The organism is Marinobacterium sp. BA1 (assembly GCF_041155135.1).
In the GTDB taxonomy this organism is placed as follows: domain Bacteria; phylum Pseudomonadota; class Gammaproteobacteria; order Pseudomonadales; family Balneatricaceae; genus Marinobacterium; species Marinobacterium iners.
Genome location: NZ_BAAFHC010000001.1, coordinates 1,804,420 through 1,818,090, shown reverse-complemented (window position 1 = coordinate 1,818,090; position 13,671 = coordinate 1,804,420). Strand labels below are relative to the sequence as shown.

The 13,671-nt window shown below is 50.3% G+C and carries 14 protein-coding genes; 7 read left to right on the top strand and 7 right to left on the bottom strand.

The genetic code is table 11. The annotated features are described in order from the left end of the window. Nucleotides 1-34: 34 nt before the first annotated feature. The 5 genes from ACAM29_RS08785 to ACAM29_RS08765 all read right to left on the bottom strand — a co-directional run bounded on the left by ACAM29_RS08785 (nucleotide 35) and on the right by ACAM29_RS08765 (nucleotide 6,826). Nucleotides 35-1,774 carry a TIGR01244 family sulfur transferase gene (locus ACAM29_RS08785; RefSeq protein ID WP_369623902.1) on the bottom strand — a complete coding sequence of 580 codons (1,740 nt, stop codon included), beginning with the start codon at nucleotides 1,772-1,774 and terminating at the stop codon, nucleotides 35-37. A 53-nt stretch (nucleotides 1,775-1,827) separates the two neighbouring features. Beyond that, complete coding sequence (locus ACAM29_RS08780; protein ID WP_091828207.1) at nucleotides 1,828-2,694, bottom strand: MBL fold metallo-hydrolase; 867 nt, start codon at nucleotides 2,692-2,694, stop codon at nucleotides 1,828-1,830. Nucleotides 2,695-2,887: 193 nt separating this feature from the next. Next, on the bottom strand, nucleotides 2,888-4,258 hold the full coding sequence (locus ACAM29_RS08775) for an NAD-dependent succinate-semialdehyde dehydrogenase (RefSeq protein ID WP_369623901.1): 1,371 nt from the start codon (nucleotides 4,256-4,258) through the stop codon (nucleotides 2,888-2,890). Between the two features lie 10 nt (nucleotides 4,259-4,268). After that, complete coding sequence (gene doeA / locus ACAM29_RS08770) at nucleotides 4,269-5,570, bottom strand: ectoine hydrolase (RefSeq protein WP_369623900.1); 1,302 nt, start codon at nucleotides 5,568-5,570, stop codon at nucleotides 4,269-4,271. Next, a complete protein-coding gene (locus ACAM29_RS08765) occupies nucleotides 5,570-6,826 on the bottom strand; it encodes an aspartate aminotransferase family protein (protein WP_369623899.1) in 1,257 nt (418 codons plus the stop codon). The genes doeA and ACAM29_RS08765 overlap by 1 nt, the downstream gene beginning before the upstream one ends. A gap of 382 nt (nucleotides 6,827-7,208) precedes the next feature. Here ACAM29_RS08765 and ACAM29_RS08760 point away from each other — a divergent pair, with 382 nt between their 5' ends. The 7 genes from ACAM29_RS08760 (at nucleotide 7,209) to ACAM29_RS08730 (ending at nucleotide 12,020) form a co-directional block, all read left to right on the top strand. Next, nucleotides 7,209-7,550, top strand: a complete 342-nt coding sequence (locus ACAM29_RS08760) for a hypothetical protein (protein ID WP_369623898.1) — start codon at nucleotides 7,209-7,211, stop codon at nucleotides 7,548-7,550. A gap of 55 nt (nucleotides 7,551-7,605) precedes the next feature. Further along, on the top strand, nucleotides 7,606-8,088 hold the full coding sequence (locus ACAM29_RS08755) for a HEPN family nuclease (protein WP_369623897.1): 483 nt from the start codon (nucleotides 7,606-7,608) through the stop codon (nucleotides 8,086-8,088). Between the two features lie 152 nt (nucleotides 8,089-8,240). Continuing rightward, complete coding sequence (locus ACAM29_RS08750) at nucleotides 8,241-8,747, top strand: hypothetical protein (protein ID WP_369623896.1); 507 nt, start codon at nucleotides 8,241-8,243, stop codon at nucleotides 8,745-8,747. 115 nt (nucleotides 8,748-8,862) lie between these two features. Next, nucleotides 8,863-9,276 (top strand): DUF4279 domain-containing protein, encoded by a 414-nt coding sequence (locus ACAM29_RS08745; RefSeq protein WP_369623895.1) that lies wholly within the window; start codon nucleotides 8,863-8,865, stop codon nucleotides 9,274-9,276. Between the two features lie 129 nt (nucleotides 9,277-9,405). Then, entirely contained in the window at nucleotides 9,406-10,140 is a 735-nt protein-coding gene (locus ACAM29_RS08740; protein ID WP_369623894.1) for a TIR domain-containing protein, read from the top strand. Nucleotides 10,141-10,257: 117 nt separating this feature from the next. Beyond that, on the top strand, nucleotides 10,258-11,616 hold the full coding sequence (locus ACAM29_RS08735; protein ID WP_369623893.1) for a biosynthetic peptidoglycan transglycosylase: 1,359 nt from the start codon (nucleotides 10,258-10,260) through the stop codon (nucleotides 11,614-11,616). A gap of 65 nt (nucleotides 11,617-11,681) precedes the next feature. After that, nucleotides 11,682-12,020 carry a DUF6678 family protein gene (locus ACAM29_RS08730; protein WP_369625134.1) on the top strand — a complete coding sequence of 113 codons (339 nt, stop codon included), beginning with the start codon at nucleotides 11,682-11,684 and terminating at the stop codon, nucleotides 12,018-12,020. A gap of 541 nt (nucleotides 12,021-12,561) precedes the next feature. Here ACAM29_RS08730 and ACAM29_RS08725 read toward each other — a convergent pair. Continuing rightward, nucleotides 12,562-12,921, bottom strand: coding sequence for a hypothetical protein (locus tag ACAM29_RS08725; protein WP_139253940.1), 360 nt, complete (start codon nucleotides 12,919-12,921; stop codon nucleotides 12,562-12,564). 201 nt (nucleotides 12,922-13,122) lie between these two features. Continuing rightward, nucleotides 13,123-13,668: a hypothetical protein gene (locus ACAM29_RS08720; RefSeq protein ID WP_091827735.1), complete on the bottom strand. Its 546-nt coding sequence runs from the start codon at nucleotides 13,666-13,668 to the stop codon at nucleotides 13,123-13,125. Nucleotides 13,669-13,671: the final 3 nt, after the last annotated feature.

The following is a 13,671-nucleotide window of genomic DNA, read 5'->3' as shown; positions in this document are numbered from 1 at the left end:
TCAGGCTTCCTGAGTCAGGGGGGCTGTATAGGTGTTATTTCCGATCACCGAAGTCACAAGCCTGAGTGGCCTCGTGATCGGCGGGTCGGTGATTGAGAATCTCGGGTCCTGCCATCCACTCATGCCCTTTTAGCATGGCATTCCAGTAGATCCAGGGCAGCATTTTTTCCTTCAGCAGCCAGGCAAAGCGGCTGGGTTCCTTGCCGTCGACCAGCCAGAGCGGAAAGCTCGGCTGCAGTTTGCCACCATAGCCGAATTCCGCCAGCACGATCTTGCCACGCTCCACTGTCAGTGGGCAGGAGCCGTAACCGTCGTAGATGGCTCGTGGCGCTTCTCCCTTTAGCGCCAGCAGAATGTTCTCGGCCACGACCGGTGCCTGCTTGCGCACGGCAGCGGCAGTTTTGGCATTGGGGGTGTTTCCGGCGTCGCCAAGCCCAAAGATATCGCCGAAGCGGCTGTGCTGAAGTGTTTCCGGATTCAGTTCAATCCAGCCGGCAGCATCCGCCAGCGGGCTCTCGCTGATCAGTTTCGGTGAGCGTTGAGGCGGGCAGACATGCAACATATCAAATGGTTTTTCGACTTCCTGGCTGTTGCCTTCTGCATCCGTAACCTTGAAAAGGGCAGTTTTGGCCTGTCCGTCCACTTGAATCAGATTGTTCTGATAGTTCAGGTTGATGCCGTACTTCTCCACGTATTTCATCAAAGCCGGCACATAATCGGCTACCCCAAACAGGGCAGCACCTGCCGTACAGAACTCGACTTCGATATCCTTCAGCACGCCCTGACGCATCCAATGGTCACAGGACAGATACATTGCCTTCTGCGGTGCGCCTGCACACTTGATAGGCATCGGTGGCTGAGTGAACAGGGCACGCCCCTTTCGAGTACTTTGTACCAGCTCCCAGGTATAGGGTGCGAGGTCGAACAGGTAGTTGGATGTGACACCGTTACGACCCAGGCTTTCACGTAACCCGGGTATTGCGTCCCAGTCCAGCGTCAGGCCGGGCGCGACCACCAAAATGCGATAGCCGATCTGTTCGCCGTCTTCCAGCAGAACCTGCTGCTGTTCGGGGCGGAACCCTGATGCGGCCGCATGGTACCACTTGACGCTGTCGGGCATGACTTTGCCCATCTGACGTACGGTCTCACGGCGTTCAAATACACCACCTCCGACCAGCGTCCAGCCCGGCTGATAGTAATGTTCAGAACGTGGTTCAATGATGGCAATATCCAGATCCGGCTGGCGCTGCAGCAGGCTGCCGGCGACTGACTGACCAGCAGCGCCGCCGCCTACAATCAGTACATCATGACGCTTGCGGCTGGCTGTATGCATGGCCTCAGCATGGCTGTGAGTACCCGCCAGAGCCTTGATGCGATCACGCTGTGCAGTCAGGTCATATCCGGCTGCTGCCGTGGTTTTGAGAATGGCGTCCACATCCAGGCGTGGGGCTTCTGCCAGCGCCCACAGGGTGGTACAGCGAGTACCGGTACGGCAGAAAGCCAGTACAGGTCCATGCAGGCTGTTCATCAGCTCATGAAACGCAGCTACATCCGTATCGGTTATCTGGCCTGAAACCACAGGCTGATAGCGCCATTCCAGCCCATGCCGTTCGGCAGCGGCGCGGATGTCGTCGGTGTCCGGCTGGTCATGACTTTCCTGATCAGGCCGGTTACAGATGATCGCCTTGAACCCCATGGAGGCGGCGAGCCCCACATCGGCGGCCGTCAATTGGGGGCTGACACTAAGAAAAGGCGTAAGCTGATGAACTTCCATAAAACTCTCCCGCGGTACTGTTGTTATTATCGGTTTAGTTGGGACGGTTAAACTCAGAACAGGTCGATAGGTACCTTGAGGTAAACCTGACCGTTGCTTTCTGCCGGCGGCATCTTGCCGGCACGCATGTTCACCTGCACGGAGGGCAGAATCAGGCGTGGCATATCCAGAGAGGCATCGCGTTCGGTACGCATGCGGACAAAATCAGCCTCGTTGATCCCTTCGTGCACGTGGACGTTGTGTGCGCGCTCTTCAGCCACGGTGGTTTCGTAAGCGTATTCATCACGGCCCGGTGCCTTGTAGTCGTGACACATGAACAGGCGTGTTGCGTCCGGCAGGGTAAATACCTTCTGAATTGACTGGAACAGGATATGGGCATCGCCACCGGGGAAGTCACAGCGGGCGGTACCGTAGTCCGGCATGAACAGAGTGTCACCAACAAAGGCGGCATCACCAAAGACATAGGTCATGCAGGCCGGCGTGTGGCCGGGGGTATGCATCGCCTTGCCTTCCAGAGTGCCGATGCGAATGCTGTCGCCATCGTTGAACAGCGCATCAAACTGGCTGCCGTCACGGGCAAATTCGGTTCCGGCATTGAACGCCTTGCCAAAGGTGTCCTGTACGGTGGTGATGTGTGCACCGATACCCAGTTTTGCACCGGTTTTTTCCTGCAGGAACGGTGCTGCTGACAGGTGGTCGGCATGAACATGAGTTTCAAGAATCCACTCCACCGTCAGGCCCTGTTCGGCAATGAAGGTCAGAATGGCCTCGGCTGAACGAGTATCGGTTTTGCCGGCGGCATAGTCGAAGTCCAGTACGGAGTCGACGATGGCGCAGCTGGAAGAATCCGGGTCCTGAATCACATAGCTGTAAGTGAAGGTCGGTTCATCAAAAAAGGCTGTAACGATCGGTTGCATAATAAACCCCGCGTATATTCTTAATAGTTATATTCTTATAATCTATTAATAGATACTAATCCTCATTGCACACTCTGCCAACCCCCTTGGGGCTATGGAGATGATTGAGTGGCTAAATCGGATCAATGCAAGGCTGGGAAGTGGCTGGATGTGAAATGATACCGGCCGGGTGGATCCGGCCGGTGAAGGGGAGGGGTTATTCCTGTTTTGGGCCGACCCAGACCTGTTGAATATTCACGAATTCAAGGATGCCGTGGGGGCCAAGCTCTCGTCCGAGTCCCGATCGTTTGATACCGCCACTGGGCAGCCGAGGATCGGTTTTGACCAGTCCGTTGACGACCACCTGACCGGCCTCAATTTCTCGGGCCATCGCCTCGCCACGGCTCTGTTCGGTCCAGATTGAGCTGGCCAGACCGTATTCGGTGTCGTTGGCCAGTGCCAGAGCATGCTCTGCATTATCGGCCTTGAGTACCACGGCGACCGGGCCGAAGGTTTCTTCCCGGCAGGCGGTCATGTCATTGGTTACATCCACCAGCAGGGTCACGGGGTAAAAAAAGCCCGGGCCCTCCGGTAGCTTCCCACCGAGCAGGCAACGGGCCCCGGCGGCAATGGTTTCATCCACCTGACGCGCCAGTTCGTTGCGCAGATCCTCTCGTGCAATGGGGCCTATGTCGGTTCCGGGGTCGGCCGGATCGCCCTGATTGAGCTTCTCCAGCCGTGCCTTGAGCAGTTCCACAAAGCGGTCATAAACCGAAGCCTCGACAATGATGCGCTTGGCCGCGATGCACGACTGTCCCGCATTGATGATGCGGGAAAAGCCTATCAGGTCCGCGGCCTGCTCCAAGTCTGCATCGGCCAGAACGATGGCCGGGTCAGAGCCGCCCAACTCCATTACAGCAGGCTTGATTTCGGATGCGGCCATGGCCGCAACCTTGCTGCCCCCGGCACTTGAGCCGGTAAAGGATACAGCCCGTATACCGGGGTGACGGATAGCGGCTTCCACATCCGGTGTCTGCAGGGGCAGATTCTGCATGATGCCTTCTGGTGCTCCTGCACGAGCGAATAGATCCACTATCGCTTCAGCACAGGCCGGCACATGGGGGTCATGCTTGAGCAGGCATGTATTGCCCGCCATCAGTGCCGGTGCGCAGAATCTGAACGCCAGCCAGAACGGAGCGTTCCAGGGCAGAATCCCCAGCACCGGCCCAAGAGGCAGATGCTGGACATAGCTGTGGCTTGCGTCCGAGGCCAGACTCACGGGCTGCAGGTAGCTTTCGGCATGCCCGGCATAGTGTTCGGCACACCAGGCAGCCTTGAGCACCTCACCCCGAGCTTCCTTAACCGGTTTCCCCATCTCGTCGGTCATATGACGGGCCAGTTCAACTTCCTCGGCCCGCATGAGAGCAGCGACCTGATGCAAAACCTCGGCACGCTCTGCAAAGCTGCGTGTGCGCCAGTCGGCAAAGGCCCTGTTCGCCATGTCGATGCGGCTGTTCATGCTGTCGCGATCCAGTGCGGGATATTCATGCAGCAGCTGACCGCTGGTGGGATTGATCACTCTGAGCATGTGGCTCTCCTTAGTGTTTCTTGCCGGATTTTTGCTTCGATGGATGCTTTTTGCCTTTGGTGTGGCAAGGCGTATCCGGTGGGGCAGAGCTCGCAGCCGTCATGACGGGCTCCCCGGTCTTGGTCGCTGCGCTGGCACCCGCTGCACCGGGCTTGATCACAAAGTCCTGTGGCATGTCCTCGAAAAACGAGCCACAGCCGTCATCGGTTATATAGAAGGTATCCGATATGCCACAGGTCTTGTCGCCATCAACACCCCACATCCAGGGGATCAGGTGGAAGGTCATGCCCGGCTCCAGCACCGAGCTGTCACCACCCTTGAGGCTCATGATGTAGCCTTCATCCCAGCTGGGCGGAAAGGCGATGCCGATGGAGTAGCCAGATCGGGTGATCAGGCGGGCACCTACATCGTTTTCGGTAATGATGGAGCGCACAATGTGGTCGGCGTCAGATACGGTAAGCCCAGGCCTCAGTTCAGCCCTGATGTGCTTGAGAGCACACTTCATGGTTTCCTGAGCCTTGTACATCGATTCACTCAGTTCACCGCAGATGACCGTGCGCATCAGGGCGGTGTGATAACGACGGTAGCAACCGCCCACTTCCAGAAATACATGCTCACCGGGCTGAACTTCACGCCCCTCCCAGGTGGCATGACCAATCATGGTACGTGGGCCAGAGGTGACGTAGGGCATCACGGCGGGAAAATCGCCGCCGGCCCGAAACATGCCGGCACTGATGGCGGCACCGATCTCGTTTTCGGTCACACCCGCCTGACAGGCCTCAATGCCGGCCTCCATCCCGGCTCGGGCGGCACGGGCAGAGATGCGCATTACATCCAGTTCATGCGAGGACTTGCACTTGCGGCCCTCTTCCACGATGCCAAAGCAGTCCATCAGCCGCCCATCCTTGAAGGCCGTACGAAAGTAATCCTGATGGTAGGCCGGGAAAAAATAGCTGTTACGCTCATAGCCCAGCACCTTTTTTGACAGGCCAAACTCTCGCAGCGATTCGATCAGCATCTGGATTGCATCGCCGGTGTCGGAATAGGGCCGCGTTTTTTCCACCCAGGTGCGGGCATGAACGTTAGACTCCTCCATCATACGGGTGATCATGAACGGCTCGTCTTCCAGTGGTACCACCAGCGCCTGAAAATAGGAGTAGCCGGTGGTCTGGTAGTCGGTCAGATACATCAGGTTCTCGGGGTCAGAGATGATGACCGCATCCAGCAGGCGTTTTGACATGCGCTGGCGCAGCTCATCGATGCGGCGCTCATATTCCTCGAACGGGAACGTCATATCATCGCGTTTGCGCATCAGGCAGCCTCCATGATTTTTATGACGGCGGCTTCCAGCCGGTTGAGACCGGTTTCCAGATCCTCATCGGGGATGGTCAGGGGAGGGATCAGCTTGATGACCCGACCACCAATACCACAGGGCCCTACCAATAGGCCTGTGTCAAAGCACTCACGGGCGATGGTTTTGGCCAGTGCGCCATCGACCACATCCAGTGCCTGAATCATGCCGCGTCCACGCACGGCAAAGCCGGCGTCGGGGAAGCGTGATGCCAGTGACTGCAAGCACTCGTGAATCATTTCACCGCGCTCGCGGGTCAGTTGCATCAGCCGGTCATCCTCGAAGTAGCGCAGAGCTTCGCGCCCGGCCACAAAAGAGAACCCTTGTCCTCGGAAGGTGCCGGTATGCTCGCCAGGCTGCCAGTGGGCATCGTGCTCAGGCTTGACCAGATTCATCGCCAGAGGCGTGCCGAAACCGCCGATCCCCTTGGCCAGACAGATGATGTCTGGCTCCAGCCCGGTGTTGTCAAAGCTGAAGTAGCTGCCTGTGCGCCCACAGCCCACCTGAATGTCGTCTACGATCAGCAGGGCACCGGTGTCCCGTGCCAGCTGTTGCAGCTCCAGCAGCCACTCGGTGCTGGCAATATTGACCCCGCCTTCTGCCTGAATGGTTTCAATGATAAACGCGGCGGGCTGCTCGAAACCGCTGGAGCTGTTCTCCAGTGCCTCACGCAGGGTGTTCAGACACCTCATGCCACAGCCTGATGTAGTCTCGAACGGTGCATGAGTGACGTGATTCAGGGGTACGCCTGCAGCCTTGCGGAACACCTGATTGGCGGTGCACGCCAGTGAACCCAGAGTCATGCCATGAAACCCCTGGGTGAAGGCGATAACTTCGGTGCGGCCGGTGACACGACGGGCCAGTTTGAGTGCGGCTTCCACCGCGTTGGTGCCGGTGGGACCCATGAATTGCAGCTTGTAGTTCATCTGGCGTGGTTCAAGAATGGTGTCCACAAAGGCGCCGATGAATTCGCGCTTGACCGTCGTGCTCATGTCCAGACTGTGGGCAACACCGTCTGAGCGGATGAAGTCGATCAGGGCTTCCTTCATGTGCGGGTTGTTATGGCCAAAATTCAGCACCCCGGCCCCGGCAAAAAAGTCGATATAACTTCGCCCCTGTTCATCCACCTGACGGGCGTTGGATGCGCTTGCAAACACGGTTGGGTAGGCACGGCAGTAGCCACGGATTTCGGATTCCCATTTTTCAAACAGATCCATGTCGATCTCCTTGTGTAGCCAATTGTGAAATGGAGCCAGGCAAGGCAGGGGCCTTGCCAAAGTTCGGACTGTTATGTGTTTGCCGGTGAGTCACCGGGTGGATGTACAGCTGAGATGTTCAATTGAGTGTTAGCGGAATACGTACAGGCTTGCACAGCCCTGCAACTTCACCCTAGAAGAGAAAGTGCAGGGCAGCAAGTAAAGCGACGTTTTTTATGTACCGGGACGTACGGTATGCTGGGAGTGCAATTACAGTCCAGGTGGGGTGTTCGCTTTAGACAACAGCAGAAGGAACCCACCGTAAGATTCATATCTTTGAGAATCAAAGATGGACTCCTAAGTGTCATATGCTGCCTAAGGATGATGTGATGCTAAAGCCCAAATGTCTGCCCTGCGCACATTGCAGACCTTCGCAGGAGTTGGTCGCTCAGCGCACAACAGGATCTGTGGACAAGCTGATTTGAGTTTCTGTGATTACATACAGTGTATTGATGGCTACATGCGCTCCGCGCTCGCTTTGTCGCGTACCTGTGCTCATTTGCGACTGGTAACAGGCAGGAAAATCGTTCAGTATCAGGAAGCTATGGACTGGCCGTTGCAGGATAACGCGCACGGCAAAGCTGCAAAACGCGCATGCTCGTTTTCACCGGAAGAGAATGACTGTGATATCTCGATTTATTCTTTGTCTTCAGGTGCTTACAGCAGAATTTCCAGCCTTGGCTGAGAGCAAAGATGCGCATGCGCAGTATTAAAAATGTTATGCGACAGGTGAATAATCTATGCAAACTTCAACAAATTGGAATGTTTTAATTCAAGGTTTTCTTAGCCTTATTTGGTGTCAAGAGTCAATAAACCCTAAGAATCAAGGTAAGCAGGTTGTAGAGTTACTATCTGAATTCAGAGCTAAGAACGAAGGTATCAACCCTCTAAATATAGGGTCAATGTTGTCTGCTGCTTACTTGTGCTTTATGTACCCACAACAATCTGAATTTAAAAAAATGGATTTCTCGGCGGTTGATGTATCTCATTTTAATGTTGTACAAGGAAGCAGCGCAGACTCCAAATACATATGTCGAAGAATTAGAAATTCATTGGCGCATGCTCGATTTGAAATAACTGATAATGGCTTTGTGTTTTACGATGTAAGGCCAGATGGAAGCGATGAATTTAAGGCTGAGATTAAAATTGAGTTTTTTGGTGATTTCCTAAATAATTTTTTCTTTGAGGCAAAGTCTCAGCACTTTCATCGAGGCGTCGCATAACAAACGCATCAATTCGCTCGCAGGCTCGCTGGGACACCAAAACTACGCGGCGATTAGTTTGGTGATTCGCTCAATTTTAACCCAATCGCCGCTACGTTTTGCCGCCCTTTATGCGGGCGTTAGGCTTTTCCAATTATGAGGATTCTATAAAAATGGATGCTTTCCCTACTACATTATTAATAGAGCGGCCCCTTATCTACGCATCTATATATGAGCTGTCAGCAATAGTATTTGGTAGTGAAGGCTTGGCTAAACTTTCTACTGGCGATAATCGTGACGAGTTTGACAAGTTGAGACTTCGTCATGAAATTGCTCAGGGGAGTAAGCTATTGATTGAAATTGCTGTTGTCTTACGTAATTTCATAGATAGTGAAAAATGGCCAATGGATCCCGTTCATGAAATTCGTGTTGAAGAGCGACCCGAAATGAATGTCGGTAAGATTATAGAAGAAGGAAAAAAAGAAAAAGAATTATCTTTCAGGCAGGCTTGTAATAAGCTTATTCATTCAGAAAAACTGTCATTTGGTATGAAATCATTACCGGGTAAGATGGATTTCCTTGATGGTTCTGTAGAGCTTCATGGCAGAAGAGAAGGAAAAGCATGGACGGCAAATATCGACGTTTCAAAGTTCGTCAGGATGGCAGTACGTCAGTTGTGACTTGTATTATTTCCGATCACTGTAAGCCTAACAAGCGGCTGTTGTTGCCCCTTGTAGTTCCGCCGCTTCGCGGCTACAAGTCCGCCCCAAAGCCGGGCGTTAGGCATAAAAAGAAATGGCACAAGTAAGTAGATCGAAAGCGTCTTTACGATTAATAGGTGACTCCCTTAATCCCAAAGAGATATCAGATATTTTGGGGTGTGAGGGTACAACTATGTATTCGAAAGGTGATGTTCGTATCAACAAAAGAACAGGTAGCCATTACGAACGAAAAAGTGGCCACTGGTCTTTGGTGGCAACGGAATGCGAGCCAGAAGATATTGATGGCCAGGTTTCGGAAATACTAAGCCAATTGTCCAGTGATTTAACTATTTGGAATGAGCTATCAAGTAAGTACAGCATTGATTTGTTTTGTGGGATATTCATGGAAAAAAACAATGAAGGTATGGATATATCACCCAAGACATTGGTAGAGCTTGGCAATCGCGGCATTATGCTCGCGCTTGATATTTACGATGGATCGGAGTAAGACAATGCCTAACAAAGTGGTGTTGTTCGCCACTATCGCGGCTGGGACCTCCACTGCGCTGCGCTTCGTTCCGGCCCCAAACCACGGCGTTATGTGAATTGGTGTGGGCAAGAAGTTGGAGAGTAAAATATGAAACCAAAAATGTTTGTTGCTTCTTCAGTTGAAGGCCTCACGGCTGCTTATACAATGCAAACCAATTTGCAACACGACGCAGATGTCACTGTCTGGCCTCAGGGTGTTTTTAATATATCTGAAGCACCTATTGATTCATTGTTAGAAATTTTAAATGTGTGTGATTATGGGGCATTTGTATTTAATCCTGATGATGTCACGCTAATGAGAGGTGAAAATAAAGCGGTCGTCAGAGATAATGTTTTATTTGAGCTTGGTTTATTTATTGGGAAGTTAAGTAAGAAGAGGTGCTTTATCATTGCGCCTAGTGAGCCTGCTATACATTTGCCTTCAGATCTTTGGGGGTTCTCTATAGCTACCTATGATGCAGAAAGAGAGGATATTGCAGGAGCAATTGGCCCAGCATGCCATGAAATAAGGCAGGCAATTAAAAAACATGGCCTTTATAAACGCCGAGCGGAAAAAAATGAGTCTATTAAGATAAACCCTTATGATAATTATGATGAAACTGATAATGTAGCTTTGTTAGAGTCATGGCTTAATCCTAGTAAATCAGGTGAAGCTATTAAATTTAGAGATATAGATGACGAGCTAGGGTTAGAACCAGGAACCTCGAAAGAATTACTTCCAAAGGTTATAGGCAGACGTTCAAACTATTCTATTGAGCAACAAGGCTCAAATATAATTAGGCTGAAATACTCAAGACCAAAGCGTAGCTATACCTCATACTAAAGATGTTGATATCACATAATAAATAATTCAAGAACGCCCGCAAGCGGGCTGGGACCTCAAAAGCTACGCTTTTCGGCCCCTTAATTGAGCGTTAAGCAATAAAATGGAAATCACACATTGATCGAAGAAGACTATAAAAAAGGATGGCGACAGCACTTTCCTACTTACCATTTTGATGATCGTGATATCGCTTTAGAGGAATATAAGGTTTCAGCTAAGAACCTAGAGTCAGAAGAAAGGGTTTTTCTAAACGCATCAAATGTGACGCTTGTTTCATCGGCTGCGTTAGGGTCGTTATTAGTTGGTTCGTCAAGCCAACTAATAAGCGTTTTTAGTGGCATAATTCCCCCGTACATTATTTCATTAATTTTATTTTCTATAATTATTGGATTCTCATTTATAAGTCTAAAGTATTTTTCTGATCGACAAAGGGCAATTGTCTTTTCCGGAAGAAAGGTCATTATATTGAGACGAATGCTGGGATTAAGCTACGGGAATGTCCAGCTTTTGCTGCCAAATTGGAGAATCGAAGGGGCAGATCAGCCGCTTGCTCTGAGGTTATTTCCCGGTTGGCTAACATATGCGGCTTACCCATTCTGGATTGTCTCAATTATTTCAAGCTCGGTAGTATTATTCTTGAGCGCCTATTTTATTAAGCAGAATCCTGGTGTTATCCCAGCGGAAATTAATTCTATTTTTATTTTAATAATGGGGTTTCTCTGGTTTCTACTTGCAATGGTTATCTATCGGTTATCTTTGTTGGATACTCATGAAACATCTCGTCTTCTATTTTATAAATTCTTATCTAGAATCATAGGTTTGCCATTAACTGAAAATACTGAGTACATCGCATATCGAGCCAAATTAGCAGTCTATGAAACTGACAGACTCAAAATATCTACCATAAATATCAAGAAGTTTCTCGTCTTCATTGAAGATAAAGACTTCTATAGCCACTCTGGAGTTAGCTATAAATCGCTTGCTCGAAGTTTATTAGGCTTGATCAATATAAAGCCAAGATCCGGAGGTTCAACCATTGTACAGCAGCTTGCGCGAACGTTATTTATTACAGATTTAAGCAAAACAAAAAGGCGTAAATTTATTGAGTTGGCATTGGCTCCATGGATTACGAGAGTCTTTAGTAAAGATCTAATTCTAGATATTTATATTTCGTCCGTGCGCTTCGAACGTCGATGCTTTGGTGTTGTCGCAGCCATGAATCACTTCTGGGGTAATGCAGAGAAAAGCCCAACTAATGCGCAAGCTTTCTTTCTCATCGAACGGGTAAGTAATATTCGGTCAAAATTGCTTGTTAATAAAATAATTCAAACAGTTAGGTCCGCAAAAGAAAACGGGCTATTGAGCGATGAAGATATAGAAAGCCTTGTTGATTTATATTCTGATGCTGTAGAAAGGGGTAAAATCACGGCAGATCAAGCTGAATTACTTAAATTGGCTGAAGGTGTAAGTGCTTAACAATTCAATCAACTACGCGCCTTCGGCGCCGAACGCAGCAAAGCTGCGTCGGTTATTGAGGCGTTATTGGGCGTAGGGGATTCAGCATTTACCCAGCACTGAACAACACTAAATGGCGCGAGTTGCAGCAAGCCATGTATGCCCTCGAAGAGCATAGTCCTAAGTGGCGGACAAAGTGTGTTACAAACGGACACGTATCAAATTGGGATGGTGAGTGGTTCTATCACTTCTCAGAAGGTGGCTACAAAGATATCGAGTGGGTCGAGATACAAGCTGAAAACGAAGAGCATAGAAGCGTTATTCTTTCTGAACTTCGCAAAGTTCATGTTCCCGGTGAACGTACAGCTCGCGGGTTTAAGATATATGGATATGTGCAGGACGGCAGCCCAGTTGAGTATCTTTAGCCCTATAACTATCCGCAGCAGTCGCTCCCGTTGGTTGCCGGGACAGCCAAAACGCTGCGCTTTTTTGTCAGCCCCTGTGCGGGGCGTTATTGTCGCGGTCCATTCATTAGAACTCCCTAAAGTTCTGCAAAGGGCCAGCTCCTGATGTACCGATAGATGTGGGCCTGGTCGATCTGTCAGAGAGCCACTTCGCGCACAGAGCGGACATTGGCGGGAACTATAGTCACCTGTCGCTCAGCTCCTGACACACCTTTTCAGTTGCAGGCGATCTTGCCTGCGTCGGTGTGTCCGGAAAACTTTTACCAGATAAAGATGGCTCAGTTGTCATCCAGATGCGGCATCAAGGGGGGGGGGGGTACTCACTACTACTCGAACCACTTGTATTAAACCGGTGGCAATTTAGGCCTGCCAAATCCGGCTGAAAGCCGCATGCTTACTGGTACCTTTCCGACAGAAACTGCCGCCGGGTTAATAATATAAAAAGCGGGTGCCACATATATAGTAATATATGGTACCCGTATTTTTTGGTATTCGCTAAAAACTACCCTTCTGATTTCCCAAACCATCCTTGTCCAGTTGCTTCACGATAGATGCCGCTGGCATTACTATTCGTAAAATCGATCATCATTGCAAGAATTTGTAATGGGTCAGTTCCTTTGGCTTTTTCGGAGTTATAGAGTGAGAGTCGCTTTTCATCGAGTTGCGTAGCTTCTCTTTCAAAGGCATTTTTAAAGATGTCGAATGAGCTGTCTACAACCCTTCCTGAGGTCGAAAGCGTTAGTTGCCCATCGTCAGCCCCGTTTTTTATAAGACCAGAGATGTTATAAAATATGGTGCTCTTCGAAATTGCCATGTCATGGGCTATTTGTTCTGCGCTGGCTGTATCGGAGCTGGCGGCCATAATCAGTCTTTCCTGGGCTGCGGTCCTAGGCTGTGTAAGGGTGCTCTCGCTGGCAGACAACGCCTTTCCTGCATTTGATAATGTGACCTGATCTGCAGAGCTTGCCGCTCTCCGTTTGCCCATAAGAGGCCGAGGTAATTCCATAAATTAATGGGTTATAGCTAGAACCAACAATCATGATGCTGGTGCTCCTGTACCAATTTAATACTTGTAGGATGATCTGTACCAATTCAATACCTGTAAATAGTCTTCTGGCTGAGTTGCCATATACTCATGGATTTTCTTAAATATATCTGCGGCAGAACTTCCCTTCGCTGATTCTGAATTGAAGATTTGCGTAGTTTTCTCAGTTATCGACTGAGCTAGTGCATTAAATCGCGCTTCACTTTCCTTGGTTACCGGTTGTCCAGTGGCCAAGTAGTGCGGAGTTCCACCAAAATTTTCCGGAATAGAAACTAGAGGTCCGCCCGGAATTGTTGCCATCATTTTAACATCATCCATCGCTTCCTTTTGGTCTGGATTATTGCTTAAGCGATTGATTACTTCCTGTACCCAACCGGGAAATTCGTTTGATGCTGCTTGTTTGGCCTCGTCGGATATCGTAACTTCAGCGACTCTACTGGATGTAGAGTTCACTGCATCGTTCAAGATGCTAGAGAAATCCTCTTGTCTATCGCGGTTCTGCTTAGAACTGTTCTGATTACTCGTGACAGTATTTGAATAACTACCAATTGATATATTACTCATGGA

Excerpts from the sequence above, each read along its gene's own strand:
- ACAM29_RS08785 (WP_369623902.1), bottom strand. The coding sequence starts at position 1,774 with ATGGAAGTTCATCAGCTTACGCCTTTTCTTAGTGTCAGCCCCCAATTG.
- ACAM29_RS08775 (WP_369623901.1), bottom strand. The coding sequence starts at position 4,258 with ATGCTCAGAGTGATCAATCCCACCAGCGGTCAGCTGCTGCATGAATAT.
- doeA (WP_369623900.1), bottom strand. The coding sequence starts at position 5,570 with ATGCGCAAACGCGATGATATGACGTTCCCGTTCGAGGAATATGAGCGC.
- ACAM29_RS08765 (WP_369623899.1), bottom strand. The coding sequence starts at position 6,826 with ATGGATCTGTTTGAAAAATGGGAATCCGAAATCCGTGGCTACTGCCGT.
- ACAM29_RS08760 (WP_369623898.1), top strand. The coding sequence starts at position 7,209 with ATGTCTGCCCTGCGCACATTGCAGACCTTCGCAGGAGTTGGTCGCTCA.
- ACAM29_RS08755 (WP_369623897.1), top strand. The coding sequence starts at position 7,606 with ATGCAAACTTCAACAAATTGGAATGTTTTAATTCAAGGTTTTCTTAGC.
- ACAM29_RS08750 (WP_369623896.1), top strand. The coding sequence starts at position 8,241 with ATGGATGCTTTCCCTACTACATTATTAATAGAGCGGCCCCTTATCTAC.
- ACAM29_RS08745 (WP_369623895.1), top strand. The coding sequence starts at position 8,863 with ATGGCACAAGTAAGTAGATCGAAAGCGTCTTTACGATTAATAGGTGAC.
- ACAM29_RS08740 (WP_369623894.1), top strand. The coding sequence starts at position 9,406 with ATGAAACCAAAAATGTTTGTTGCTTCTTCAGTTGAAGGCCTCACGGCT.
- ACAM29_RS08725 (WP_139253940.1), bottom strand. The coding sequence starts at position 12,921 with ATGGCCGCCAGCTCCGATACAGCCAGCGCAGAACAAATAGCCCATGAC.
- ACAM29_RS08720 (WP_091827735.1), bottom strand. The coding sequence starts at position 13,668 with ATGAGTAATATATCAATTGGTAGTTATTCAAATACTGTCACGAGTAAT.